The organism is uncultured Kushneria sp., assembly GCF_947497025.1.
GTDB lineage: Bacteria > Pseudomonadota > Gammaproteobacteria > Pseudomonadales > Halomonadaceae > Kushneria.
The window spans coordinates 307,381-331,603 of the sequence record NZ_CANMFC010000002.1; the positions used below are offsets into that span (position 1 = coordinate 307,381).

General features: G+C 61.9%; 26 protein-coding genes. 18 read left to right on the forward strand and 8 right to left on the reverse strand.

Going from position 1 to position 24,223, the window contains the following annotated elements:
* Positions 1–6 precede the first annotated feature (6 nt).
* Together Q0931_RS04700 and Q0931_RS04705 are read right to left on the reverse strand one after the other, a co-directional pair.
* Positions 7–909 carry a DMT family transporter gene (locus Q0931_RS04700; RefSeq protein ID WP_299257768.1) on the reverse strand — a complete coding sequence of 301 codons (903 nt, stop codon included), beginning with the start codon at positions 907–909 and terminating at the stop codon, positions 7–9.
* Complete coding sequence (locus tag Q0931_RS04705) at positions 890–1,171, reverse strand: 4Fe-4S binding protein (protein ID WP_299257770.1); 282 nt, start codon at positions 1,169–1,171, stop codon at positions 890–892. Before Q0931_RS04705 ends, Q0931_RS04700 begins: the two co-directional genes overlap by 20 nt.
* Before the next feature lie 168 nt (positions 1,172–1,339).
* Here Q0931_RS04705 and cdd point away from each other — a divergent pair, with 168 nt between their 5' ends.
* From cdd to Q0931_RS04720, 3 genes are all read left to right on the forward strand, one after another.
* On the forward strand, positions 1,340–1,768 hold the full coding sequence (cdd, locus tag Q0931_RS04710; protein WP_299257772.1) for a cytidine deaminase: 429 nt from the start codon (positions 1,340–1,342) through the stop codon (positions 1,766–1,768).
* On the forward strand, positions 1,768–2,346 hold the full coding sequence (locus Q0931_RS04715) for a putative glycolipid-binding domain-containing protein (RefSeq protein WP_299257774.1): 579 nt from the start codon (positions 1,768–1,770) through the stop codon (positions 2,344–2,346). The genes cdd and Q0931_RS04715 overlap by 1 nt, the downstream gene beginning before the upstream one ends.
* Before the next feature lie 356 nt (positions 2,347–2,702).
* A complete protein-coding gene (locus Q0931_RS04720; RefSeq protein ID WP_299257776.1) occupies positions 2,703–2,954 on the forward strand; it encodes a hypothetical protein in 252 nt (83 codons plus the stop codon).
* Positions 2,955–3,140: 186 nt separating this feature from the next.
* Here the strand turns inward: Q0931_RS04720 and Q0931_RS04725 are convergent, their stop codons facing one another.
* Positions 3,141–3,533, reverse strand: a complete 393-nt coding sequence (locus tag Q0931_RS04725) for an MAPEG family protein (RefSeq protein WP_299257779.1) — start codon at positions 3,531–3,533, stop codon at positions 3,141–3,143.
* Positions 3,534–3,794: 261 nt separating this feature from the next.
* Between Q0931_RS04725 and Q0931_RS04730 the strand changes: the two genes are divergently transcribed.
* A complete protein-coding gene (locus tag Q0931_RS04730) occupies positions 3,795–4,217 on the forward strand; it encodes a GFA family protein (RefSeq protein ID WP_299257781.1) in 423 nt (140 codons plus the stop codon).
* Positions 4,218–4,233: 16 nt separating this feature from the next.
* On the opposite strand, the gene Q0931_RS04735 is transcribed toward Q0931_RS04730, so the two are convergent.
* On the reverse strand, positions 4,234–5,184 hold the full coding sequence (locus Q0931_RS04735; protein ID WP_299257783.1) for a D-2-hydroxyacid dehydrogenase family protein: 951 nt from the start codon (positions 5,182–5,184) through the stop codon (positions 4,234–4,236).
* A 38-nt stretch (positions 5,185–5,222) separates the two neighbouring features.
* Positions 5,223–5,666 carry a DUF4174 domain-containing protein gene (locus Q0931_RS04740; protein WP_299257785.1) on the reverse strand — a complete coding sequence of 148 codons (444 nt, stop codon included), beginning with the start codon at positions 5,664–5,666 and terminating at the stop codon, positions 5,223–5,225.
* 100 nt (positions 5,667–5,766) lie between these two features.
* On the opposite strand from Q0931_RS04740, the gene Q0931_RS16710 reads away from it, so the two are divergent.
* The 8 genes from Q0931_RS16710 to Q0931_RS04775 all read left to right on the forward strand — a co-directional run bounded on the left by Q0931_RS16710 (position 5,767) and on the right by Q0931_RS04775 (position 11,214).
* Positions 5,767–6,105, forward strand: coding sequence for an MBL fold metallo-hydrolase (locus tag Q0931_RS16710; protein ID WP_366941568.1), 339 nt, complete (start codon positions 5,767–5,769; stop codon positions 6,103–6,105).
* A 1-nt stretch (position 6,106) separates the two neighbouring features.
* Positions 6,107–6,736, forward strand: a complete 630-nt coding sequence (locus Q0931_RS16715; RefSeq protein WP_366941569.1) for a hypothetical protein — start codon at positions 6,107–6,109, stop codon at positions 6,734–6,736.
* A gap of 59 nt (positions 6,737–6,795) precedes the next feature.
* Positions 6,796–7,383 carry a UbiX family flavin prenyltransferase gene (locus Q0931_RS04750; RefSeq protein ID WP_299257787.1) on the forward strand — a complete coding sequence of 196 codons (588 nt, stop codon included), beginning with the start codon at positions 6,796–6,798 and terminating at the stop codon, positions 7,381–7,383.
* Between the two features lie 76 nt (positions 7,384–7,459).
* Positions 7,460–8,017, forward strand: coding sequence for a DUF6438 domain-containing protein (locus Q0931_RS04755; protein ID WP_299257789.1), 558 nt, complete (start codon positions 7,460–7,462; stop codon positions 8,015–8,017).
* The gene (locus Q0931_RS04760) at positions 8,017–8,151 is read left to right on the forward strand and encodes a DUF2256 domain-containing protein (RefSeq protein WP_299257791.1); all 135 of its coding nucleotides are present in this window, start codon (positions 8,017–8,019) and stop codon (positions 8,149–8,151) included. Before Q0931_RS04755 ends, Q0931_RS04760 begins: the two co-directional genes overlap by 1 nt.
* 107 nt (positions 8,152–8,258) lie before the next feature.
* Positions 8,259–8,456: a hypothetical protein gene (locus Q0931_RS04765; RefSeq protein ID WP_299257793.1), complete on the forward strand. Its 198-nt coding sequence runs from the start codon at positions 8,259–8,261 to the stop codon at positions 8,454–8,456.
* A 207-nt stretch (positions 8,457–8,663) separates the two neighbouring features.
* Positions 8,664–10,238: a bifunctional diguanylate cyclase/phosphodiesterase gene (locus Q0931_RS04770; RefSeq protein WP_299257795.1), complete on the forward strand. Its 1,575-nt coding sequence runs from the start codon at positions 8,664–8,666 to the stop codon at positions 10,236–10,238.
* 46 nt (positions 10,239–10,284) lie between these two features.
* Positions 10,285–11,214 carry a DNA/RNA non-specific endonuclease gene (locus Q0931_RS04775; RefSeq protein WP_299257797.1) on the forward strand — a complete coding sequence of 310 codons (930 nt, stop codon included), beginning with the start codon at positions 10,285–10,287 and terminating at the stop codon, positions 11,212–11,214.
* A gap of 239 nt (positions 11,215–11,453) precedes the next feature.
* Here the strand turns inward: Q0931_RS04775 and Q0931_RS04780 are convergent, their stop codons facing one another.
* Positions 11,454–12,422, reverse strand: coding sequence for an asparaginase (locus tag Q0931_RS04780; RefSeq protein WP_299257799.1), 969 nt, complete (start codon positions 12,420–12,422; stop codon positions 11,454–11,456).
* 275 nt (positions 12,423–12,697) lie between these two features.
* Between Q0931_RS04780 and Q0931_RS04785 the strand changes: the two genes are divergently transcribed.
* The gene (locus Q0931_RS04785; RefSeq protein ID WP_299257801.1) at positions 12,698–13,660 is read left to right on the forward strand and encodes a threo-3-hydroxy-L-aspartate ammonia-lyase; all 963 of its coding nucleotides are present in this window, start codon (positions 12,698–12,700) and stop codon (positions 13,658–13,660) included.
* 136 nt (positions 13,661–13,796) lie between these two features.
* On the opposite strand, the gene Q0931_RS04790 is transcribed toward Q0931_RS04785, so the two are convergent.
* Positions 13,797–14,618, reverse strand: a complete 822-nt coding sequence (locus Q0931_RS04790; RefSeq protein WP_299257803.1) for a pyruvate, water dikinase regulatory protein — start codon at positions 14,616–14,618, stop codon at positions 13,797–13,799.
* 458 nt (positions 14,619–15,076) lie between these two features.
* On the opposite strand from Q0931_RS04790, the gene ppsA reads away from it, so the two are divergent.
* Positions 15,077–17,533 (forward strand): phosphoenolpyruvate synthase, encoded by a 2,457-nt coding sequence (ppsA, locus tag Q0931_RS04795; RefSeq protein ID WP_299257804.1) that lies wholly within the window; start codon positions 15,077–15,079, stop codon positions 17,531–17,533.
* 81 nt (positions 17,534–17,614) lie between these two features.
* Here ppsA and Q0931_RS04800 read toward each other — a convergent pair whose 3' ends face one another.
* Complete coding sequence (locus tag Q0931_RS04800; protein ID WP_299257806.1) at positions 17,615–18,814, reverse strand: ROK family transcriptional regulator; 1,200 nt, start codon at positions 18,812–18,814, stop codon at positions 17,615–17,617.
* A 214-nt stretch (positions 18,815–19,028) separates the two neighbouring features.
* Here Q0931_RS04800 and Q0931_RS04805 point away from each other — a divergent pair, with 214 nt between their 5' ends.
* The 4 genes from Q0931_RS04805 to araG all read left to right on the forward strand — a co-directional run bounded on the left by Q0931_RS04805 (position 19,029) and on the right by araG (position 24,177).
* Positions 19,029–19,763, forward strand: coding sequence for an SDR family NAD(P)-dependent oxidoreductase (locus tag Q0931_RS04805; RefSeq protein ID WP_299257808.1), 735 nt, complete (start codon positions 19,029–19,031; stop codon positions 19,761–19,763).
* Positions 19,764–19,868: 105 nt separating this feature from the next.
* Positions 19,869–21,293: a sugar porter family MFS transporter gene (locus tag Q0931_RS04810; RefSeq protein ID WP_299257810.1), complete on the forward strand. Its 1,425-nt coding sequence runs from the start codon at positions 19,869–19,871 to the stop codon at positions 21,291–21,293.
* A 362-nt stretch (positions 21,294–21,655) separates the two neighbouring features.
* Positions 21,656–22,651, forward strand: a complete 996-nt coding sequence (locus Q0931_RS04815) for an arabinose ABC transporter substrate-binding protein (protein WP_299258196.1) — start codon at positions 21,656–21,658, stop codon at positions 22,649–22,651.
* On the forward strand, positions 22,648–24,177 hold the full coding sequence (gene araG, locus Q0931_RS04820) for an L-arabinose ABC transporter ATP-binding protein AraG (RefSeq protein WP_299257812.1): 1,530 nt from the start codon (positions 22,648–22,650) through the stop codon (positions 24,175–24,177). The genes Q0931_RS04815 and araG overlap by 4 nt, the downstream gene beginning before the upstream one ends.
* Positions 24,178–24,223 lie beyond the last annotated feature (46 nt).

The following is a 24,223-nucleotide window of genomic DNA, read 5'->3' on the forward strand; positions in this document are numbered from 1 at the left end:
GCAGGGTCATTCGGCTCGCGAGGCGGCCGCCGCCCGGCGGCCGCGGGACTTTCGCAGTCCCAGCCAGCCATTGCTCAGCAGCGTGACCAGCGTCAGCAGCCCGCCGTAGAGGGTGGCCTCCGGCGGATTCTCGCCGAGCAGCCACCAGACCCATAGCGTGCCAAGAATCGCCTCGATCAGATAGAAAAGCGCTACCTCGGCGGAGGGCAGATAACGGGTGGCATTGTTGATCAGCGCCGTGGCCAGCGGCATCTGGATCAGCCCCATGACCGCAAGTACAGCGTAGCTCTGTGTGTCCAGCGCCAACGGTGTGGCCATGGGCCAGGCCACCACGGCCGTGATCACACCGCCGCCGGCAATCAGGGGAAGGCGGTCCAGTGCCTGGTAGCGTCGCAGCAGGGTCAGATTGGCACCGACCGCCATGGCGGCGCCGAGGGCGTAGACATCTCCCAAAAGGCCGTCACCGGTCAGTGATCCCGCAAAGACGATCACCAGCCCCAGCATGGCCAGGCCGATGGCGATCCAGGTGCGCGCGGCCACCCGCTCCTTTAGGAAAAGTCGAGTGAAAAGGGCCGCAAACAGCGGCGCCGTGCTCAGAATTACCACCACGTTGGCCACGCGGGTATGCATGACTGCCATCACGAATAACAGCGAGGTCACCGCCAGCAGTCCGGCGGAGAGCAGCGATACCCTGCGATGGGCATTCAGTGTGGCCAGTCGCCGGCGCTGACAGTAGAAAAGTCCCATGACGATGGCCATGAACGCCCCGCGCCAGAAGGCAATATTCCAGCCGTCGGTGTCCGCCAGCCGTACCAGCAGGCTATCGAAACTCAGCACGACGATGCCGACGGTAGCCAGCAGCAGCCCACGCGAGTGACGGGCGGCGGCCTCATGGGGTGTGGTGATCATGGCAAGTATCTCCTTCACGACAGCGCTGGCATACGTACTGTCGTCTCTCTAATGCGTCCGAATGCACAGGGTGGGTAAACAGGGTGGGTAAAAAGCTGCGCCGGGTCTCGGGGAAGGCGCCGTGATCGTGATAGAGCACCCGGGTGCGAAATACGCCCAGCTCGATATCATTTTCGACCTTGCAGGCGACCGAGCAGGCGTGACAGCCGATACAGCGCTCAAGGTCGACGGCCATCTGCCAGTGCGGTGATGGGGTGGTCATGGGCGATGGCCTGTTGCAGAACTCGTTTGAACACTCGAAACAGAAATCTTATCTGGGGTCGGCGCTAAAAAAGCAGAATTTAATGTAAATTCTTGTATCACATGGCCTGACTGTTGTCGGCACGCGCAGGCTGCGACAATGACGGATCATCATTGTCAGGAGATCCCCATGACCGAGCTTGCGCCGCTTCCCGAAAGCCTTCGCCAACAGCTTGTCGCCGTGCGCGATAACGCCTATGCGCCCTATTCGAACCATCCGGTCGGGGCGCTTTTGATCAGTGACAGCGGCACCGTCTACACCGGCTGCAATGTCGAAAGCGCCAACTACAAGGGCCTTTGTGCCGAAGCCGGCGCGATTGCGGCCATGGTGGCTCACGGTGAGCGCGAGATAAAAAGCATTCATGTCATCGGTCCGGGAGATGGACTCTGCACTCCTTGCGGTGACTGTCGTCAGCGCATTCGCGAGTTCGCCGCCCCCGATACCGAGATCGTGGTGGTCAACGCCGAGGGTCTGCCGCTCAAGCGCTACGACATGGAAACCCTGTTGCCGGACTCCTTTGGGCCGGAAAATCTTGGTAAACCCTCCAGGATGGCGTAGTGAGCGCTGCCAGTGATGGCCAGCGCGTGCAGCGCGAGGTGGTCTGGACCGGCTGGGATCATCAGGGCAGCGAGCATCTGCAACTGCGGATCGAAGGTGACGGCGTCAGGGTTGAAAGCCGGATCGAAGGCGGCCATGACGACGCCTTTCGGCAACTGAGCTATCAGCTGTGGCTGGACCCGGAGTGGCGAGTGCGCCGGATGGCGGCCCGGCTGGACGATGGCCGTGAACGCCGTCTGGTCACCGACGGGGCTGGTCACTGGTGGTGCGACGAACACGGGCTGCTGTCATCGCTGACAGGCTGTCTCGATATCGATATTGCAGCCACACCCTTCACCAATACGCTGCCCATTCGACGGCTGGGCCTGAGCAGCGGAGAATCAGCCAGTCTGACGGTGGCGCTGCTGTCCATACCGTCACTGGCCCTTAATGCCGTTCGACAGCGCTACACGCGTCTGTCCTCACGGGGCTGGCGTTATGAGGGGCTCGATAGCGGCTTTACGGCACAGCTGGATGTCGATGATCAGGGGCTGGTGCTGGATTACCCCGAGACCTTTAGACGAAGGCGCCCGTGCTGAATCCTTTTCCTGAGTGGCCCACCGAGTAAAAAAACAGTGTTGTACAAGTTGCGGCAAACATGAACAGGATTTCAGCGCCATATCATCAATCTGTCATGCAAAAATGCTGTCCTGGCCCGGGTTTAACGGTTACAAAAAATTATAATGTACAAGCCTTGTACATCGCTCGGCGCTATGCCAGAGTGTGTCTACACGGTCAGCAGGGACGCTGACCCGGGTTGACAGGAACGTTGATCCGAGCGGCGAGGAACGCCACGGCAGGGATGCCGCAGTAGTTGGCCAGGATGGCCAGGGCAAGGATTGCAACATTTACCGGCCAGGAAGGCCGGTCACATGACCAGGGAAGGACACAAGCCATGACACATTACATCTCATGCACACGCTGTGGTCACGATCAACAGGCACCGATGGACACCTGCAATGAGTGGGATGAAATTACCTGCTCTGAATGTGGCGAGTTTCTGGATACGGTAGGTCACTGGAACGACCTTCACTCTCCGTCCTTCGCCATGCAGACGCTGAACAAGTCCAGAACGCTGACACTCATGATGGCCCGCGAGAGCCGCCCCATCAATGATCAGCAGATCGGTCACCGTGCCTCTGCCTGATAAATGGCTGACGCCACAGACATTGTGAAATGCCGCCTCTTGAGGCGGCATTTTTATGCCTGCTTCCGGGGCCGTTTTGCTTTCTGACGCTTTTTACCCGGAGATGCGGGGCTGATTCTCCGGCTGAAACGCCCGACCATGGGCCGGGCGATATCCGCTGAGGTCACCAGGGCCTGGAAGGTGGGCCTAAAAGATGATCGGCAGAATCACCAGTATGAGCCCGAGCAGGCTGACGCCCCAGACCATCGATCGCACATAGGGAATCCCCATGGCGTAGAGGGGAACGTAGGCAATACGTGCCAGGAAATAGAGCCACGCGCCCCAGGCCGTCATCGCTCCTTCCTGTCCACCCACATGCGCAATCAGGATGGCGCCGATAAACAGCGGCAGGGTTTCAAACAGGTTCTTCTGAGCCCGAAACAGCCGGCCGGTGATCACGCCCATTGGCGGGCCTTCCTTGTCGCGTGGGCCGGCGTTGTAGTCAAGGCCGGTCTCGCGATTGCGATACATCGCAGGCAGCAGGATCTGGACAATGGCAAGCACCAGTGTCCAGCCCAGCAGATAGAGTTCCATGGTCATGCGCGACTCCCGAAGCGATCTGAAGGATATCTCCCTTCCAGCGTAGCAGGCCGCCGGCATACGGGCGCCGTCGTGATAAGAAAGTGCATGACGCGTTTATCGTTTTAAACGAATATGAGACTCGCTTATTCATCATGCCTGATCTAATGGGGTTAACGTCGTGATAGGGTGCTGGACCAGCATCGTCACAAGCGTCACAACAGCAGACGCTGATGACCGACAACATCACGGGGCAATGCATTCACAGGGAGGAGAGAAATCATGACCGAGATTACGGAAAGGGCGGGGGGCTGTCTGTGTGGGCAGGTGCGCTTTACGGTTCGCCATGGCGGCGAAGTGCATGTCTGTCACTGCTCCCTGTGTCGCAAGGCCACGGGCGGGCCCATGCTGGCCGTGATCTGTGACGGGGAGCCGGTTTTTGACGACGCCTCGCCGGTCGGCATTTATCACTCCTCCGAGCAGGGCGAGCGCGGCTTTTGCCTGCGCTGCGGCAGCCAACTCTATTTTCGCCACACGCCGGACAATGCCTACGCGTTCACGGCCGGCACCTTTGATGACCAGTCACCCATGGTCATGACCGAAGAAATCTACATCAAGGACAAGCCCGGTTTTTACGATTTTGCCAACGAAACGCGGCGCTACTCGCAGGACGTGGACAGCGACCCTGTTCCACGCCAGGGCTAGCCGCACCGCTGCCTGATTACAGGCGCCTGATCGGTGTGCCCGAAAGCCAGGCCTCGATGTTTTCGATGGCCTGGCCGAACCAGGTGCGGTAGTTGGTATCGCTGACGTAGCCCAGATGCGGCGTGGCCAGAACGTTGGGCAGCCGGCGCAGAGGGTGATCAAGCGGCAGGGGTTCCTGTTCGAATACATCCAGCCCAGCGCCTTTGATCCGACCTTCCTTCAGGGCATCGATCAACGCGGTTTGATCGACAATGTCGGCGCGTGACGTGTTGATCAAAAGCGATGAGGGCGACATCCACTCAAGCGCCTGACGGTCGATCAGGTGATGGGTACGCGCACTCAGCACCAGGTGGATCGAGATGATATCGCTGGCGCCCATCAGCGCCTTTTTCGACTCGGCAAACGTGACGCCGGCCTCCTCGCAGCGTGCCGGGGTCAGGTGTTCGCTCCAGGCCATCACTTCCATATCAAACGCTTTCGCAATGCGCGCCATGCGCGTGCCGATTTTTCCAAGCCCCACGATGCCCAGCGTGCGACCGGCCAGCGTCATGCCGACCGTACTCTGCCACGGACCATTGGTGGTGAAGTGATGATGCTCGGCAGGGAGATGGCGCGCCAGCCCCAGGATCAGCGCCCAGGCGAGTTCGGCCGGCGGCGCCGGATGACTGTCGGTACCGCATACCGTGATGCCCTGCGCGTGCGCTGCCTCGAGATCGACGGCGGCGTTGCGCATCCCCGAGGTGATCAGCAGTTTCAACTGCGGCAGGCGTGACAGTAATGAGGCCGGAAAGGCCGTGCGCTCGCGCATGATGACGATGACATCGAACCCGGACAGCCGCTCGACCAGCGCGTCTTCATCATCAAGGTGGTCATGAAAGGGGGTCATCGCAACGCGCCCCTCAAGGCGCGACCAGTCGGCCATTGAAAGCGCCGCATGCTGATAGTCATCCATGATGGCGCAACGCATAGGTAACCCTCCGGTAGTGACTGCTGCTTGACGCCCGCCTACTGCCGCGCGCGGCGCATGGGCATGTTATCGATCGTATCGAACAGCTGGCGCGGGTCGACAAAACCCTCCTGCTGTACCTTTTTACCGCCATCCTTGCCGACGAGCACCGTGGTCAGTGGCCCCCGGGCGTTCAGTCCCAGCGAGGCGAGCAGGGCATCGGTTTCGGCCTCGGTCAGGGCCTGGTCTGCCTTCATGCCGCTGCCGTCTTCTACGGTATAAAGCACCATGTCGCGATCATTGAAGGCATCGCGCTGCGTCTCGACGATGCCGCGCATGCGCTCGTAATCCGGATTGTCAGCGCTCGGTGTCACCATGATCAGCGGGCGTGACTGCCACTTGTCGGCCAGCAGCGGGTTGGCGGCCGGGTTGATGTCACCGGCCTGTGCGGCCGTTCCGGTCAGCGCGGCGGCCAGCAGGGCCGGCATCATCCACTGTTTCATGTTCTGCTCCCAGGTCAGGCATTCACGTGCATGTTTTCCAGCATAGCCCTCGCCATGGTTATCATCATCCTGTCCCGCTTAATACCATAAGGCCCTTGCCATGCAGCTGCGCTTTCTGGGTACCTCGGCCGGGGTACCCACCAGAACCCGAAATGTCAGTGCGCTGGCACTCATACCCGAGCGCCAGCGGCGCTGGTATCTCATCGATTGCGGTGAGGGCATCCAGCACCAGCTGATGCACACGCCCCTGAGCCTGGCCCGGCTGGAAGCCGTGCTGATCACCCATATTCACGGCGATCACTGCTACGGCCTGCCGGGGCTTTTGGCCAGTGCCTCGATGGCCGGTCGCCGGGCCGCACTGACCGTGGTGGGGCCACGGGCGGTCAGGGACTATCTCGAGGCGTTGAAGGCCACCACCGGGCTGCATCTCGGGTTTTGAATTGATCCATATTGATGCGGCAACGCTTGTAGACGAGCCCCTCACGCTTGCCGATGTCACCGTGCGTGCCGCAAGGCTTTCCCACGGCGTCGAGTGCTATGCCTACGCTCTCGAAGAGCGCCGTGTCGAGGCCTCACTGGACGTTGATCGACTCAGGGCAGACGGCGTAGTGCCCGGCCCGCTGTGGGGGCAGCTTCAGCGCGGCGAGACGGTGATTGATGAGCAGGGGCGAGCGTTGAGTGGCGCCGACTATCGCCTGACTGCGCGCCGGGCGCGAAAGCTGGTAGTGGCCGGCGACAACGATACCCCGTCGCTTCTTGGCGAGCTCTGTCAGGACGCGGACGCCCTGGTGCATGAAGCGACCTATACCGAGGCGGTGATCGAGCAGCGGGGCCCGGACAACGGCCACAGCAGCGCTGCCCGTATTGCCGCCTTCGCAGAAAGGGCAGGGCTTGCCCATCTGGTGCTTACGCATTTCAGTCCGCGCTACGTCAGCCACCCTGACGCCACGCCTTCCATCCGCGACATCGACGCCGAAGCGCGCGAGCATTTTGGCGGTGCCCTGATGCTGGCCGAGGACCTGGCGGTCTTTGATCTGTCGCGAGACCACCGGCTATATCGGTGTGAATGAGGCCGTGCCCGGCTACAATGGGCACTCACGCGCCTTTTCCATGATGCTCAGGAGCCCGGATGCCCCGCCGTCGTTTGATCATTGCCATTACCGGTGCCACCGGCTTTGTCTACGGCGCTCGCGCCCTGGAACTGCTCAGGCCGCTGGAGATCGAGACCCATCTGGTGGTCTCCAGGTCCGCCGAGCTGACCCGGCGTTACGAAACCGGCATCAGTCGCGACGACCTTTTTGCGCTGGCCGATGAAGTCCATCAGGTGGGCGATATCGGCGCCTCACTGGCCTCGGGTTCCTTTCGCACCCTGGGCATGCTGGTCGCGCCCTGCTCGATCAAGACCATGTCGGAGATTGCCTCCGGCACGACCACCAACCTGATCTCGCGTGCCGCCGATGTGGTGCTCAAGGAGCGCCGCCGTCTGGTACTGATGCTGCGCGAAACGCCGCTGCATCTGGGGCATCTGCGCACCATGACCGCCCTGACCGAGATGGGGGCGATCATGTTTCCGCCGGTGCCGGCCTTCTACGCCCGGCCGGCCACGCTCGAGGAGATGGTCGATCACAGCGTGGCGCGTGCGCTGGATCTATTCGATATCGAGATCGACGGCATGCCGCGCTGGGGCGAAAATCTCCACCCGCCGGGCAAGGGCTGAGCACCACGGTCTACGCTTGAGACAGGCTGCCTCGTTTGATTCACGCCGCCATGACCCAACCTTCAGGGAGTTGTCCATGAAAGCTTTCCTTTTATCCGGTGTGTTGGTCGGTGCCGTACTGCTGGCGGGCTGCGCGGGCGGTGGCGATCAGAGGCCAGCCTCGGCTCGGGGCGATACCGCGGCGCCGGCCGCCGGCGATCTGGCCAGCATTCGCTACGAGGTCGGCCCCTGCCACGGCTTCTGCCCGGTCTATTCCGTCGAGGTGCGCGCCGATGGCACCACCACCTTTATCGGCCAGCAGCATACGCAGGTCTACGGCAAGCAGGCCCGCCAGAACGGTCCGCAGGCGTTCACCCGCCTTCAACGCACGCTGGCGCCCTGGCAGCCGGTGATGGACCAGCAGCGTGAATCCAGTGGTTGCGGTCCGCGCGTGACGGACATGTCGTACTACACCGTGACCTGGACCGGCCGCAACGGTCATCAGGCGAAACTTCTACACGATGGCGGCTGTCGCTCGGCCGGTGCGCTGTCGCTGACGCGCCTGCTGAGTGAGGAAATTCCTGACCGACTCGGCATTTCGGGCTGGATCGGCACGCCCTCGATGTCGGATGCGGTGGCGGCGCCCGCGAACTGATGCGAAAAAAGTCCGACCTGCCGACCAAAACCTGCCCGGTATGTGAACGCCCGTTTACCTGGCGCAGGAAATGGGCGCGCAACTGGGACAGCGTGATCTACTGCTCCGAACGCTGTCGACGCTCGAAGTCATGAGACGATGAACAAGGTCATGACACTGTTATCAATGCGTCATCACCGTGACATCCCGGCTTGCCATGCTGCGCCTGACAGATGCCATCCACGGTCACGGAGTAACGCTCATGCTGGGTCTGACATCACGGGAAATGGAACGGCTTGAACAGCGCGATATTCATCCAGTCTGCGTTGAGGGCAGCGACTGCCTGATCAGAATGCATGGCCGGGTTGTGCGCTGCACCCCCCACGATCTGCACCGCCTGGCGGCGCCTTCCCTGCGCGAGCGCATGCGCGGTCAGGTCAATCGCCTGTCGAAAGCCTGATTCCTTCTACCATCAAGCCGGCGTCAAAGCAGATCATCCCTCGATGTTTAATGTATCAGCGACGTCATGAAGCAGACGTAGTGTTATTGGAAGGTATGAACGCGGGGTTCAGAAGATTAGAGTAGCGGCCGATAGGTTAGCTCTATCATTAGTAACTGCTCAAATAAACGCTGTCAGTCAGCGGCCGCCGCTCTGGTACTTCTTCTCATGCGAACCAAGGGTTACCTCCTGCGCCAGGGGCTTGCACTCTTTGCTGCCACGCTTGTGATCCTTTTTCTGATCGCCGTGATCTGGGAATTCTGGCTGGAAACACAGGCCTTCCGGCTTCTGGGCTGGGGCATACCGCCGGATCTCGATACCGCCTCGCGCTGGCGCTTTATCCTGACCTGCACCGGATTTGCCGCCATTGCCATGGTGGTACCGTGGATTCTGTCCCTGCGACTGATCTGGCGGCTGCGTCACCGCTATCGCCAGCTGCTGGCCGCGCGGGCGCGTAGCCATCATCTGACTCGGCACGATGCCCTGACCGATCTCATGAACCGGCCCTGGTTCATGACCCGGCTTCATGCCCGGCTCAGCCCGCTGCTGGAGCAGACCGCGCTGCTGGTCATCGATCTCGACAACTTTCAGAAAGTGAATGATGCCCATGGCAGTACGGCCGGAGACTACGCCCTGCGCTGCATTGCCGACAGGCTGAATCATGTCCAGACCGTGGGCGATCCGCTGCTGGGGCGTCTGGGCGGCGACGAGTTCGTGGTCGCCCTGACCGGTGCCCTGAGCCGACGCGACCTGCTCGACCAGGCCCGGGCGCTACAGCGTCAGATACGACAGCCGCTGGTCTGCGGCAGCCGGCGCGTGTCGCTTCAGGCCACCATCGGGATTGCCATCGCGCCCCTCAATGCCACCTCGGCCGATCAATTGCTTGCCGCAGCCCATGACGCCATGCATGAGGCCAAACGTGGCGGTGAGCGAATCCGGTTGCAGAAAAACTGTCTGCCCGAAGCGCAGCAGGAAGAGGCCCATCGTGCGCAGCGCCTGCGCCAGGCGCTTGATGCCGACGAAATCGTGCCCTTTTATCAGCCTGTGGTTGCCCTTTCAAATCGTGTGACGGTGGGGGTCGAGATGCTGGCCCGCTGGCAGCATCCCGAGCGCGGGCTGGTCTCTCCCAATGAGTTTATCCCGCTGATCGAAACCCTGGGGTTGATGCCGGAAATGACCCGACATCTGCTGGATCGGGCGATGCGTGATGCCCGGCAGTGGCCCGGCGAATGCTTTCTGGCCGTCAATATCACGGCCTCGTATCTGGAAGACGAGGCGTTTGTCATGCAGATGGCAGCACTGCTGAAAGCGCACGCGTTTCCGGCCGATCGCCTCGAGGTCGAAATCACCGAAAACGTGCTGATCGAGCGGCTGGACATCGTTCAGCAGAATCTGAGTCGGCTGCATGACATGGGGGTACGCGTATCGCTGGATGATTTTGGCACCGGTTATTCGGGGCTTTATCATCTGGCCCGGCTGGATGTCGACAAGACCAAGATCGATCGCTCCTTTTTCAATGCCGAAGAAATTCGCCAGGACAATCTGGTGCGCATGATCATTGCCATGGGCCGGTCACTGGGGATGTCGGTCGTGGCCGAAAGCATCGAAGACGAGCGTCTGGCCGAACATCTGGCGCAGCAGGGCTGTCACTTCGGGCAGGGCTACCTCTTCGGTCGACCGATGCCGGCGCTGGCCCTGCGCGAGCACCTCATGTCCTGTCCTCATGAAACGGCCCGGCCCTGAAGTCATCCATGCCAGGCCTGAAGGATCACTTGCCAGGGAGATCATCATGACTGCTCTGAAAAATGGCCGCATTGGGCTTCGCGATATGCGCCGGTTGATCGAACCGCCCGCCACGGCACTGGCCGAGCCGCCTGCGGCCCGCGCCGCCACCGTATCCGAGCTGGCCGCGCGCCAGGGCTACAACCCCGACTTTCTGGCCAATATGGCGGTGGCTCTGCCGGTGCCGATGGGCGCGCTTGCCGAGGAGGTGACCCCGGTGCCCGGGCGCGACGATGGGCGGCTTGATTACACGCATTTCTCGCTGGTGATGTCGCGCAGTCGAAAACTCGCCCTGTTCACCGCGGTCAATATCGACGGCAGTTCACTGGTCAGCGTTCCCCGTGGCAGTGATCACTGGCGGTATGATCCGCGTATCGATCGCGCCCTGCAGGCCGGCCCCGATCTCTACAGCCGCAACCCGCTCGATCGTGGCCATCTGGTGCGTCGCACCGCGCCCAACTGGGGGGAGGACGCCGCGATCGCCAACGACGATACCTTCTACTTCACCAATGCCACGCCGCAGCTGGCGGGCTTCAATCAACAGACCTGGCTGGGTCTGGAAGATTATCTGCTGGACAATGCCCGCGCCGATCAACAGCGCATTACCGTTTTCTCCGGCCCCGTGTTTGCCCCGGATGATCGCGTCTATCGCGGCATCCGGATCCCCGAGGCCTACTGGAAGGTGGTGGCTTTCATGGGAGATGGCGGTCGTCCTTCTGCGACCGCCTACATGATCGAGCAGGGCGAAGGGCTCGATCAGCTCGGGTTCATGTTCGGTCAGTACCGAACGTATCAGCGCAGCGTGGCACGCATCGAGGCGCTGACCGGGCTGGATTTCGGTGATTTGAGCACCTTCGACGGGTTTTCCGGTGAGGAGCGCGAGGCCGGCGTGCGCATCGAGGCCGAAATACGCGGACCGGAAGATATTCGGGTATGACGTTCGACGCCTGCCCACGGTGATGTATTGAACAATATTGCCTGCCGGTCGAGGGGCCTACCGATGGCCGAGGCGCCACCAGGGTCTACCCGCAAAACGGAACGCTGGAAGGCCCGGTCCACACGATCAACTCGCCGGTGCCGGTCGATTTTGCCTTCAATGCTGTCAGCGGCTGATCAAAGGTCAATGACGGGTTAACGCTCAAAAGGCGCCGTTGCGGTCAACGGCGCCCCTCAGTGTCAGCCGTGACACAGCGCCAGCATCAGCGCGATTCTGGCCTTCACCGGCGAGAGATCCGTCATGATCGGGAAGGCCGCATCAGGGGTCGGCAGCAGCCGCCCTTCGTTGCAGCGTGCGGCCACGCTCACTTCGATACCGGCAGCCCGAGCCCGAAGTGCCGCCTGTTCAAGATCACGATGAAGACTGGCATTGCCCGTGGCGCCCAGCACAATGCCGGCCACTGCATCAGAGACACCGTCCTGTCGCTCACGCACGAGCGTATCGATCAGCGTGCCGCTGGCGCCGGCATGACTGAGCACGATTTCCACACGTGGCCAGTGCCCGGTGTCCGGCAGGGCCACAGGATCGTCCGAGTGCCGTCGCGGCCAGGGCCGCAGCTGCCGGACGGTGGCCTCTTCCACATAACCGATGGGGCCGCTATCGCCGGAGCCAAACGCGTTCAGGCGATAGGGGTGTGTCTTTCGCACCGCTACCGCGTCGTGAATTTCACCGGCACAGACCACCGTGACCCCTGCCGCATCAACCGTTGCTGCCACGGCCAGCGCGTCGCGCAGATTCTGTGGGCCATCCGGCATCAGGGCGGTCGACGGGCGCATCGCGCAGGCCAGCACGACGGGTTTGGCGGATGACAGCACCGAGTGCAGAAAAAACGCCGTCTCCTCGACGGTATCGGTGCCGTGCGTGATGACCACGCCCGCGACGTCATCGTGGGCCAGCCAGTGTTCGCAGCGTGCCTGCAGGGCCTGCCAGGTTGCGGTGTCCATGTCCTTGCTGTCGAGCTGGGCCACCTGCTCGGCGTGCAGGGCAAAACTGTCCGGCGCGGTAATGCCGCCCAGCAGATCCTCCACTGACACCGTGCCGGCGGTGTAGCCAAGGTTGGCACCGGCCCTTGGGGAGGAACCGGCAATGGTGCCGCCGGTGCCAAGCACGACGAGGCGGCGTGTCTTGCCGGAGTGGGATTGCGTCATGATCTCTGCTCCATAATTACCAATCATAAAAAGGTGGCCGGGTATCAATGCTGCCATCAGGCAACAGGGCCTTGTATTCGGAGTGCGGGGCAATGATGGTGTACGCACGACTAGGCAGAATGCGCCGCCGCATGCAACGTTCAAAAGGGCCTCGCCTGCAGTCGGCATCGATATTATCTTCACATCGCAGCAGCGCTGAAAGGTTTCGAAAACAGCCGCGCCCGGCGCGGATATCAACCCGTGTGGAACGGCTGACAGGCCGAGAGAGGAGCTCCATGAATCACCTTCCCACCTTTGACGATGTGATCGCTGCATCAAAACGACTCGAGGGCCACGCGCGCAGGACGCCGGTGATGACGTCGCGTACCCTGGATGACGCCATGGACGCGCAGGTGTTTTTCAAATGCGAGAACTTTCAGCGCATGGGCGCCTTCAAGTTCCGGGGCGCCTTCAATGCGCTCTCACAATTCAGTCCCGAGCAGAAGCGTGCCGGCGTGGTGGCGTTCTCTTCCGGCAATCACGCCCAGGCCATTGCCCTGTCCGCCAGAATTCTGGGGATCCCGGCGACCATCGTCATGCCCCGGGATGCCCCGAAAACCAAGGTCGACGCCACCAGGGGCTATGGCGGTCACGTGGTGATGTACGACCGCTATACCGAGGACCGGGAGCAGATTGGCCGCGACCTGGCCGAGCAGCATGGCCTGACGCTGATTCCGCCCTATGATCACCCCCATGTTCTGGCGGGCCAGGGCACGACCGCCATGGAGCTCTTCGAAGACGTTGGCGAGCTGGATGCACTGTTCGTTTGTCTGGGGGGCGGTGGCCTGCTGTCGGGTTGCGCGCTGGCGACCCGGGCCCTGTCGCCGGCCTGCAGGATCTATGGTGTCGAGCCCGAGGCGGGCAACGATGGCCAGCAATCGTTTCGCAGCGGTCAGATCGTCCATATCGACACACCCAACACCATTGCCGATGGCGCGCAGACCCAGCATCTGGGCCAGTTGACGTTTCCGATCATCCAGCGCGATGTCGATGACATCCTCACCGCCTCGGACACCGAACTTGTCGAGTGCATGTCGTTTCTGGCCGAACGCATGAAACTGGTGGTCGAGCCGACCGGCTGTCTCGGTTTCGCCGCGGCGCGGCAGATGAAAGACGAGCTCAGGGGCAAGCGTATTGGCGTCATCATCAGCGGCGGCAACGTCGACATGGCGCGCTTTGCCAGCCTTTTGATCTCTTGAGTCCCTTGACGACCTGACCTGCCGACGGCCCGCCTCCGGGCCGTCCCTTTTCGTCTGCCGCCCTCCCGGGCGGCCCACTACAACACCTCTTTTAGAACCTCCTCTCCCAGAATCCCCTTTTTTGGAAACACCTTGCTCAGAAAATACGCCGGTCGATGCCGAGCGTGTCCATCAGGCGCGTGGCAATCTCCTCGACCGAGTAGTTGGTGGTGTCCAGATAGGGGATGCGCAGTCGGCGATAGAGCGCTTCGACTTCCGAAAGCTCCAGCCGGCACTGCCGCAGCGAGGCGTAGGTGCTGGCGGTGCGGCGCTCATTGCGAATGGCGGCGAGCCGGTCGGCATTGATGGTCAGCCCGAACAGCTTGCCGCGCTGCTCCCGCAGGGCCGGCGGTAGTGCCAGGCGGTCCATGTCATCGGCAATGAAGGGGTAGTTGGCGACCCGCAAACCAAACTGCATGGCCAGATAAAGGCTCGTGGGCGTCTTGCCACAGCGCGACACGCCGATCAGGATCACCTGGGCCTGCTCGAGATGGCGCAGTGACAGGCCGTCGTCGTGGGCCAGGGCGTAATCGATTGCCGCGATACGCTCGTCATAGCGCGCCACGTTGCGCTGATTGAGTCCGTGGGTGCGGTGCAGCGTTGGATGCGGCGCCATGTTGAGCTCTTCGCTGAGCGGAGCGATGACGGATTCGATCACGTCATGGCAAAAGCCGTGACTCGAGAGAATGATCTGGCGAATGTCATCGCTGACAATCGAGTAAAAGACAATGGGGCGCTCACCGGTATCGACAAAGATCCGGTCGATGCGCTCGCGAATTTCGATGGCGCGTTCGCGGGTGTCGACAAAGGGCCAGGTGCGCTGGGTAAATTCCGTATCAAACTGGGAGAGAACGGCGTGGCCCAGCACTTCCATGGTAATGGCCGTGCCGTCGGAAATATAAAACACTGTTTTTGGCATGAGGTTCTCTCTTTCCGGCATAAAAAGACACGGTTTATCAGGTATTAAACCACGGTAATGGTCGAAATAGTGCAGCGCCATTGCGACCTTGTTTGTCAAATTTGCGCATGCACTACAAAACGTGTAGTGGTTTTTTGTGTTGCTATTTTTTCCATATATTGTTTATTTTTCAAAAACATGTCGGCAGTATTTAAGACTTTAAGCTAATAACTTGTAGTAGTCTTTCAAAATACTCCTGGTCTTAAAACTTGTCATGGAGGCTATGGAAGCCTGAAGAAAATGATTACGCTCTGCTCGACTGTCAGGTGACAGAAGAAATTGAAAAACGTCGCTTTTATTCGGTCGTGCGATGGACTGACACGCCAGAGCGACGTTTTTTTACGTTGTTGACTTTTTGGGTAGGGCACCGCCAGTAACTTCGGGTTCTGGTGGCTAAAGGATTGCCGGGAGAGACGGAAATGAGTGATCGCAAGGTGACAGACGACAATCGCCCCAACAGCGCCGAGCCGAATGTGCTCTGGTACGACCAGGTGGGCATGCACGACGTGGATCGTGTCGGTGGCAAGAATGCCTCGCTGGGCGAGATGATCAGTCATCTGAGCAGCCTGGGCGTTCAGGTCCCCAACGGCTTTGCGACCACCGCCGATGCGTGGCGGCGCTTTCTGGAGCAAAGCGGTCTGGATGCCCGTATTCATGCCCTGCTTGATGAGACCGATATCGACGATACCCAGGCGCTGGCCACAGCCGGTTCGCGCATTCGTCAGTGGGTGATCGACACCCCCTTTACCGCCGAGCTCGATAACGCCATCGCCAGGGCCTACGAGCAGCTGGCCGGCGACAACCCGAACGCTTCCTTTGCGGTTCGCTCGTCGGCCACCGCCGAGGACATGCCGGACGCCTCCTTTGCCGGTCAGCAGGAAACCTTTCTGAACGTGCAGGGGCTCCCTGCCGTGCGCGAGGCGATCCACCACGTGTTTGCGTCGCTGTTCAACGACCGTGCCATCTCCTACCGCGTCCACCAGGGCTACGACCACAAGGGCGTGGCGCTGTCTGCCGGCGTGCAGCGCATGGTGCGCTCGGATCTGGCCACCTCGGGCGTCATGTTCACCATCGACACCGAATCCGGCTTTGATCAGGTCGTGTTCATCACCGCCGCCTGGGGACTGGGCGAGATGGTGGTGCAGGGCGCCGTCAATCCGGATGAATACTACGTTCACAAGCCCACGCTTGCCGCCAACCGTCCGTCGGTCGTGCGCCGCAGCATGGGCACCAAGGCCGAGCGCATGGTGTACGCCGATGATCGCGCCCACGGCAAGCAGGTGCGCATCGAGCCGGTCGACGCCGCCGATCAGGATCGTTTCTGTCTGAGCGATGATGAGATCGAGGCGCTGGCCCGTCAGGCCATGCTGATCGAGCAGCACTACGGCCGCCCGATGGACATCGAGTGGGCCAAGGATGGTCACACCGGTGAGCTTCTGATCGTGCAGGCGCGCCCGGAAACCGTGCGCTCGCGCAAGCAGGTCATGGAGCGCTACCAGCTCAAGTCCCGCGGTCCGGTGGTCGCCGAAGGTCGTGCCATCGGCCAGCGCATCGGTGCCGGCCCCGTCAAGATCATCTCCGACATCAGCCAGATGCATGAAGTTTCCCCCGGCGATGTGCTGGTCACCGACATGACCGACCCGGACTGGGAGCCGATCATGAAGCGTGCCGCGGCGATCGTCACCAACCGCGGTGGCCGCACCTGCCATGCCGCGATCATTGCCCGTGAGCTGGGCATTCCGGCCGTGGTCGGCTGTGGCGATGCCACCGAGCGTCTGACCTCGACTTCGCATGTCACCGTCTCCTGCGCCGAGGGCGATACCGGCTACATCTACGAAGGAGAGCTGGAGTTCGAGATCAAGAGCGCTGCCATCGATGATCTGCCGGAGCTGCCGCTCAAGCTGATGATGAACGTCGGCAACCCCGATCGCGCCTTTGATTTTGCCACGCTGCCCAACGAGGGCGTGGGCCTGGCGCGGCTGGAGTTCATCATCAACCGCATGATCGGCATCCACCCGCGCGCCCTGCTGGAATTCGATCGTCAGACGCCGGCGCTGCAGGCCGAGATCAAGAGTCGTATTGCCGGCTACAGTGACCCGGTCGAGTTCTACGTGGCCCGTCTGACCGAAGGGATGGCGACGCTGGCCGCCGCGTTCTGGCCCAAGCGGGTGATCGTGCGCCTGTCGGACTTCAAGACCAATGAATACGCCAACCTGGTGGGCGGCGAGCAGTACGAACCGCATGAAGAAAACCCGATGCTGGGCTTCCGCGGCGCCGGTCGCTACGTGTCGCCCGATTTCCGTGACTGCTTCGCGCTGGAGTGTCAGGCCGTCAAGCGGGTGCGCGATGTGATGGGCCTTGAAAACGTCGAGATCATGATTCCGTTCGTGCGGACGCTCAAGGACGCCAGCGCGGTGATCGAGACGCTGGAAACCCACGGGCTCAAGCGCGGCGAAAACGGCCTCAAGGTCATCATGATGTGCGAGCTGCCCTCCAATGCGCTGCTGGCTGATCAGTTCCTCGAGTACTTCGATGGCTTCTCGATCGGCTCCAATGACATGACCCAGCTCACACTGGGGCTGGATCGCGACTCCGGTACGGTCTCCGAGCAGTTCGACGAGCGCAACGATGCGGTGCTGGCGCTGCTGTCGATGGCCATTCGGGCTGCCAAACGACAGGGCAAGTATGTGGGCATCTGCGGACAGGGACCGTCGGACCACCCCGACTTCGCTGCCTGGCTGATGAGTGAAGGCATCGACAGTCTATCGCTCAACCCGGATACCGTGATCAATACCTGGATCGCGCTGGGTGAGCAGGGCGACAATGGCGCCCCTCAGGCCGGCAGCGGCAAGCCGGCGTCACTGATCAACAAGTAAACCTTCCGTCATGTCATCGACCGTCCGGCCTGCAAGGGTCGGGCGGTTTTTTAATGCCCGAGGGGCAGGGCGCGGGGTCGATTAAAGCGGCTCATCAAGGGCGGCCAGCGCGCTGGCCATGACCAGTGCCGCTGCGCCACGGGCCGGCGGCAGGTGGCCTTGCGTCAGCACGCGCGGGGTAATCAGGGTGGCCTCCGGCAGCAGCCGGCGCTGGGTGCTGGCAAAGCGGCCCAGCGCCGGCTCCATGAACGCCGGGCCAAGGGCGGTGAGCGTGCCGCCGATCACGATCTCGGCCGGGTTGAGCGTGTGGTGCAGGTTGTGCAGCAACATGCCCAGTGCGCGACCGGCGCGCGCCAGTACCGGGCCGGTTCGATCCTCGGGCAGGGCGGCGATGGCCTCGGCCAGATCATCGTCATCATTAATGCCGAGCTGCTGGCGCAGGCGCCAGCCGCTGACCAGCGTCTCGGCGCAGCCATGGTTGCCGCAATGGCACAGCGTGCCCTCCGGGTCGAGCAGGGTATGGCCGATTTCACCGGCCAGGCCATGAACACCGCGGATGATGCGGGGCGGGGCGCCATTTTCCACCAGGCCACTGCCGATACCGGTATCGGCGCTGACAAACAGCAGCGATTCAGGCGCATTGTGGGTGGCGAAGTAAAGCTCGCCAAAGGCGGCCAGCGAGGATTCGTTGTCCATCAGCCGAATTCCTGGCAGCGCCGGTAAATGGTGCGCCAGCAGGTCGAGAAAGCGGACCTGGTGCCAGCCCAGGTTGGGGGCCAGTCCCAGCAGCGGTTCATCCGGCATCACCGGCCCCGGCAGGGCGACGCCCACGCCCAGCAGCCGACGCGCGCCCAGATTATCGTTTTCAAGCAGGGTGGTGATCTCGTGGGCCAGCTGACGGGCGGCGGCGTCAGGCGTGGTTTTTGACAGCGGTATGCAGCGCTTTGCAAGGGGGGTTCCGGACAGCGTACAGGCCAGCACCCGGAGCTCGTGGACACCGACTTCGGCCCCCAGCAGCAGATGATGGTGCTCACCAGGAAACAGCTCACGTCCCGGGCGGCCACCACGTCGGCGCTGAAGTGACCCTTCCTCGAGCCAGCCGCTCTCCAGCAGCGGCATCACGGCGCTGCCGACGGTGACCTTGGTCAATCCTGTCTTCTGTGCCAGTTCAGTGCGGGTCATGCCCGGCATGCGGCGCAGCGCATCGAGAATGGCCAGGCGATTGCGCTGCTTCAGGGAGTTGAGATCGCCGGCGGGGCGTGGATCGGACAGTCGGGTCATGGCAATAGGGCCTGGAGAACGAAAAGGGACGACGGGATGGAGGCCATCACTCGCCTGCAATCACTGCCTATCATTGGCTGCGCCCCGGCGCCTGACAAGGCGCCCCTGGACCATGGTCGCGCGTCGACCTATGTCCAATGGCTGTGCACTGTGCGCAGGAGGACACTGCCTGGTAAGAAGTTTTAATTAAATCGATGCTTATGGAAGTGATGTCATGACCCACCCGATTTATCCCGATCTGAAAGACCGCCGCGTTGTCGTGACCGGAGGCGGTTCCGGCATCGGTGAAGGCATCGTGCGCGCCTTTGCCGAGCAGGGCGCCGAGGTGCATTTTCTCGACATCATTGATGAGGCGCAGGCACTGGCCGACTCCCTGGGTGAACAGGTGCACTTTCATCGCTGTGACCTGACCGACCCCAGGGCACTGGAACAGGTGCTCGCTGATATCGGTACGGTCGATGTGCTGGTCAACAACGCGGCCAACGATGATCGCCATACGCTTGAAGATGTCACGCCCGAGTACTGGGACGATCGCATGGCAATCAATCTGCGCCATCAGGCGCTGGCGGTGCGTGGTGTTGCGGCCGGCATGCGCGAAAGGGGTCATGGTTCGATCATCAATATGGGTTCGATCAGCTGGCATCTGGGACAGCCCGGCATGGTGCTCTATGAAACCGCCAAGGCGGCCATTGAGGGCCTGACCCGGGCACTGGCCAGCGAGCTGGGCAGTGATGGCATTCGGGTCAACTGCGTGATCCCGGGCAACGTGAAAACGCCGCGCCAGTCACGCTGGCACTCCCCCGAGGATGAGGCGCGGATCGTGACCGAACAGAAGATCAAGGTACGTCTGCATCCGCATCACGTGGCGGCCATGGTGCTCTTTCTGGCTTCCGATGCCGCCGGCGGCTGTACGGCCCACAACTACTGGGTCGATGCCGGTTGGCTGTAGCGCCCACGCTGCCCTGCGGGAACGAGGCTTGGGTCACCCATCAGAGCACCACTGACGTTCGATCAACACCGGTTTCGACACAACAGGATATCAGGAGATACCGCCATGCAGTCAGACACTACGGTTCAGGACGAGGACGGCCGCAAACAACAGTTCTACGTGTTCATTATCTGCTGCGTCGCCGCGCTGGGCGGCTTTTTGTTCGGCTTTGACAGCGGCGTCATCAACGGCACCGTGGACGGCCTGCAGGCCGCCTTCAATTCCGAAGCGGCCGGCACCGGCTTCAATGTGGCCTCGATGCTGTTGGGCTGTGCCGGCGGCGCCTTCTTTGCCGGCCGGCTGGCGGACCGCTTCGGGCGTCGCATGCTGTTGATCGTCGCCGCGCTCTTTTTCATCGTCAGTGCCTGGGGCTCCGGTGTGGCGGAAGGCTCCTTCGAGTTTGTCATCTACCGCATCCTTGGCGGTATCGCGGTAGGGGCGGCCAGCGTCATGACGCCGGCCTACATCAGTGAGGTGGCACCGGCCGCCATTCGCGGACGATTGGCGACCATTCAGCAGATTGCCATCATCACGGGGCTTTTCATGGCCTTTGTCAGCAACTACCTGCTGGCGCGCGTCGCCGGTGCGTCGACCGCCGAGTTCTGGGGCGGCTTTGAAGCCTGGCGCTGGATGTTCTGGATGGAGCTGGTGCCGGCGATCATTTTCTTCCTGGCGCTGCTGGGCATTCCGGAAAGCCCGCGCTTTCTGATCAGCAAGGGCGAGGGCAAGAAGGCGCTCAAGGTGCTCAGGACGTTGATGACCAACCGCGAGGCGGAGCAGAAGGCGGGCGACATTCGCACCTCGCTGCATCGCGAGCGTACTCCCGGCCTGTCTGATCTGATCAATGGAACGACCGGGCGCGTGCATCGCATCGTCTGGGTGGGGATTGGCCTTGCCGTCTTCCAGCAGCTGGTCGGTATCAACGTGGTGTTCTACTACGGTGCGGTGCTGTGGCAGTCGGTCGGTTTTACCGAAAGCGATGCACTGTTGATCAACATCATCAGCGGTGCGGTCAGTATCGCCGCGTGTCTGATCACCATTGCCCTGATCGACAAGGTGGGGCGCAAGCCGATTCTGTGGATCGGCTCGGTCGGCATGACGGTCACGCTGGGAATTCTGGCCTATGCCTTCTCCACCGCGGCCATCGTCGATGGCTCGCTGCGTCTGTCCGACAACATGGGCATCGTGGCGCTGCTGGCGGCCAACATTTACGTCATGTTCTTCAACGCCTCCTGGGGGCCGGTCATGTGGGTCATGCTCGGCGAGATGTTCCCCAACCAGATGCGCGGTTCGGGGCTTGCCGTGGCGGGGCTTTTCCAGTGGCTGGCCAACTTCGGCATTACCATGACTTTCCCGATCATGCTGGCCGGCATCGGCCTGGGCGGGGCCTACGGCATCTACGCCTTCTTTGCCCTGATCTCGGTATTTTTCGTGTTCAAAATGGTCAAGGAGACTCGCGGTCGTGAGCTCGAAGACATGGCCTATGAGTAACGCCACCAGTCGGCATTGAGCGCTGCGTACCCTGTCGCCCGGCCGAGCGTGTCGGGCGATTTTGTCAGTCCCGATGCCTCTGATACGTGGCCGGCCGCGCTCTGGTGTGCCGCCTCGATGATGGTTTGGCAACAGCGCGTAACTTTAGTCTCAGCGCCCGGGTCAGGCGCTGTGGCGACAGGGGCCATGCCTGCTGGATTGACCTGATGCTGATAGCCATTTCGATATCACTTCAGATGACTTGACGTATTAGTCGCCGCTTAAGTCGCGCCGTATGTTGGCTTTAGTGTGTCAATGGCACGACCTGTCGGCCTTGATCACCCATGAATAACAAACTGCCCCGCGAGGGCCCGGAGTCCATGATGTCCCTGCTACCTGCCTTTACCCGTGTCCTTGCCACCACGCTCATGGCCCTGGTGCCACTGGGCATGGCGCATGCCAGCGATGACAACGTCAAGATCGGCTTTATCGTCAAAAAGCCCGAGCAGGCCTGGTTTATCAACGAACAGCGCGCGGCCAGCGAGCTGGGACAGGAGCAGGGCTTCAGCGTGGTACGTCTAGCCGGTGAAGATGGTCAGCAGGTGCTCAGCGCCATTGATAACCTTAATGCCCAGGGCGCGCAGGGCTTTGTGATCTGTCCGCCGGATGTGCGCCTTGGCATGGCGATTGCCAACCGGGCGAAGCAGTACGGCATGAAGGTCGTGACCGTCGACGATCAGTTCGTCGGCAGCGACGGCAAGCCCATGACCGAGGTGCCGCACCTGGGCATGTCGGGTTACAAGATCGGGGAGCAGGTGGGCAACGCCATTGCCGAAGAGATGAAGCGTCGCGGCTGGGACATGGCCGATACCGGCGCCCTGCGCATCTCCAACAACGAGCTGCCCACCGCTCGTGAACGCACCGATGGTGCCACCCAGGCGCTGCTGGATGCCGGTTTTGACAAGGCCAACGTCATCGATGCGCCGCAGCAGAACACCGATACCACCAGTGCCTTCTCGGCCGCCTCGCCGATGTTTTCCAAGTACGGCAAGTTCGATCACTGGGTGATCTACGCGCTTAACGAGGAGAGCGTGCTGGGCGGCGTGCGTGCCAGCGAACAGTACGGGCTGTCGCCTGATGACGTCATCGGTGTAGGCATCAACGGCTCGGGTGCGGCCTTTGCCGAGTTCTCGCGTGAAAAGCCCACCGGCTTTTACGGCACCGTGGCGGTCAGCTCGACCATGCACGGCCGCCAGAGCGCCGAGAACCTCTATGAGTGGATCGCCAACGACAAGCAGCCGCCGGCCAACACCGAAACCACCGGCACGCTGATGACCCGTGACAACTGGAAGGAAGTCCGCGAGGAACTGCAGCTATGAGCAGTGCGTCCGCTGCGACAGCCGGGGTCGTCGAGGCCGACCCCTGGCTTGTCGTGGAAAATGTCACCGTCGAGTTCCCGGGCGTACGCGCCCTCGATGGGGTGAATTTCAGCGCGCGCGCCGGCGAAGTGCATGCCCTGATGGGCGAAAACGGCGCTGGCAAGTCGACCCTGCTCAAGGTGTTGAGCGGCGTGAACCGGGTCACCGACGGGGCACTACGGGTCGGCGGTGAGCGCCATGTGTTTTCCAATGCCCGCGAGGCACTGCGACTCGGCATTGCGATCATCTATCAGGAGCTGACGCTGTCACCCAACCTGTCGGTGGCGGAAAACCTGCTGCTGGGGCAATTGCCCCAGCACTACGGCATCGTGGATCGCAAGCGGCTGCGCGAGCGGGCACTGGCCATTCTGGAGGAGCTGGGTGAGGGCAGTGTCCACCCGGCGACGAAGGTGCGCGATCTCTCGATCGGTCAGCAGCAGATGATCGAGATCGGCCGGGCGCTGCTGCGCGATGCCCGCATCATTGCCTTTGACGAGCCGACCAGTTCGCTGTCGGTACAGGAGACGCGCCAGCTCAAGCGCATTGTCCAGCGTCTGCGCGATGAAGGTCGGGTGGTGCTGTACGTGACCCACCGCATGGAGGAGGTGTTCGAGATGTGCGACGCCGTCACGGTCTTTCGGGACGGGCGCCATATCTGCACCCACGACACCATGGCAGGGCTCACCCAGGACCAGCTGGTCAGCGAGATGGTCGGGCGCGATATCGAGGATGTTTACGGCTTTCGCGCGCGCGACACCGGCGAGGTCATCCTGAAGGTAGACGCCCTTGAAGGGCACGGACTGAAGGCACCGGTGAGCTTCGAGGTTCGCCGCGGCGAGGTCTTCGGGTTTTTCGGTCTGGTCGGGGCCGGTCGCAGCGAGCTGATGCGGCTGATCTGCGGCGTCGAGCGGCCCAGAAGCGGCGAGATCCACTTCAATGGCCGCACCGGGCGCTTCAACTCGCCGGGAGAGGCGATTCGGGCCGGTATTGCCATGTGCCCGGAGGATCGCAAGTCGCAGGGCATCTTTCCGGTAGCCAGTGTCACCGACAATCTCAATATCAGCTGCCGGCGCTTTTTCAAGCGCATGGGACTTTGGCGCCATCCCAAACGCGAGCTGGATAACACCCGCGACTATATCGAGAAGCTGCGCATTCGAACGCCGGGGCCGCGTACCCGCATCAGCACCCTGTCCGGCGGCAATCAGCAAAAGGTCATCCTGGCCCGCTGGCTGTCCGAGCAGATCGAACTGTTCGTGATGGATGAGCCGACCCGCGGCATCGATGTCGGTGCGCGGCGCGATATCTACAACCTGCTTTATGACCTGGCCGACCAGGGCAAGGCCGTGGTGGTGATTTCAAGTGATCTGACCGAGGTCAGCGCGATCTGTGATCGCATCGCCGTGATGCGAAACGGGGCGCTGGTCGACATCGTCGATCGCAGCGCCGCTACACCCGAGCGGCTGCTGGGGCTGGCCCTGCCGGCCTGAGCACGACTGTCCTGGCCATAGTTGTCCTGACCACAACCGGCGCCAA

Coding starts and splice junctions, on each gene's coding strand:
- Q0931_RS04700 (WP_299257768.1), bottom strand. CDS start 909: ATGATCACCACACCCCATGAGGCCGCCGCCCGTCACTCGCGTGGGCTG.
- Q0931_RS04705 (WP_299257770.1), bottom strand. CDS start 1,171: ATGACCACCCCATCACCGCACTGGCAGATGGCCGTCGACCTTGAGCGC.
- cdd (WP_299257772.1), top strand. CDS start 1,340: ATGACCGAGCTTGCGCCGCTTCCCGAAAGCCTTCGCCAACAGCTTGTC.
- Q0931_RS04720 (WP_299257776.1), top strand. CDS start 2,703: ATGACACATTACATCTCATGCACACGCTGTGGTCACGATCAACAGGCA.
- Q0931_RS04725 (WP_299257779.1), bottom strand. CDS start 3,533: ATGACCATGGAACTCTATCTGCTGGGCTGGACACTGGTGCTTGCCATT.
- Q0931_RS04730 (WP_299257781.1), top strand. CDS start 3,795: ATGACCGAGATTACGGAAAGGGCGGGGGGCTGTCTGTGTGGGCAGGTG.
- Q0931_RS04735 (WP_299257783.1), bottom strand. CDS start 5,184: ATGCGTTGCGCCATCATGGATGACTATCAGCATGCGGCGCTTTCAATG.
- Q0931_RS04740 (WP_299257785.1), bottom strand. CDS start 5,666: ATGAAACAGTGGATGATGCCGGCCCTGCTGGCCGCCGCGCTGACCGGA.
- Q0931_RS16710 (WP_366941568.1), top strand. CDS start 5,767: ATGCAGCTGCGCTTTCTGGGTACCTCGGCCGGGGTACCCACCAGAACC.
- Q0931_RS04750 (WP_299257787.1), top strand. CDS start 6,796: ATGCCCCGCCGTCGTTTGATCATTGCCATTACCGGTGCCACCGGCTTT.
- Q0931_RS04755 (WP_299257789.1), top strand. CDS start 7,460: ATGAAAGCTTTCCTTTTATCCGGTGTGTTGGTCGGTGCCGTACTGCTG.
- Q0931_RS04760 (WP_299257791.1), top strand. CDS start 8,017: ATGCGAAAAAAGTCCGACCTGCCGACCAAAACCTGCCCGGTATGTGAA.
- Q0931_RS04765 (WP_299257793.1), top strand. CDS start 8,259: ATGCTGGGTCTGACATCACGGGAAATGGAACGGCTTGAACAGCGCGAT.
- Q0931_RS04770 (WP_299257795.1), top strand. CDS start 8,664: ATGCGAACCAAGGGTTACCTCCTGCGCCAGGGGCTTGCACTCTTTGCT.
- Q0931_RS04775 (WP_299257797.1), top strand. CDS start 10,285: ATGACTGCTCTGAAAAATGGCCGCATTGGGCTTCGCGATATGCGCCGG.
- Q0931_RS04780 (WP_299257799.1), bottom strand. CDS start 12,422: ATGACGCAATCCCACTCCGGCAAGACACGCCGCCTCGTCGTGCTTGGC.
- Q0931_RS04785 (WP_299257801.1), top strand. CDS start 12,698: ATGAATCACCTTCCCACCTTTGACGATGTGATCGCTGCATCAAAACGA.
- Q0931_RS04790 (WP_299257803.1), bottom strand. CDS start 14,618: ATGCCAAAAACAGTGTTTTATATTTCCGACGGCACGGCCATTACCATG.
- ppsA (WP_299257804.1), top strand. CDS start 15,077: ATGAGTGATCGCAAGGTGACAGACGACAATCGCCCCAACAGCGCCGAG.
- Q0931_RS04800 (WP_299257806.1), bottom strand. CDS start 18,814: ATGACCCGACTGTCCGATCCACGCCCCGCCGGCGATCTCAACTCCCTG.
- Q0931_RS04805 (WP_299257808.1), top strand. CDS start 19,029: ATGACCCACCCGATTTATCCCGATCTGAAAGACCGCCGCGTTGTCGTG.
- Q0931_RS04810 (WP_299257810.1), top strand. CDS start 19,869: ATGCAGTCAGACACTACGGTTCAGGACGAGGACGGCCGCAAACAACAG.
- Q0931_RS04815 (WP_299258196.1), top strand. CDS start 21,656: ATGTCCCTGCTACCTGCCTTTACCCGTGTCCTTGCCACCACGCTCATG.
- araG (WP_299257812.1), top strand. CDS start 22,648: ATGAGCAGTGCGTCCGCTGCGACAGCCGGGGTCGTCGAGGCCGACCCC.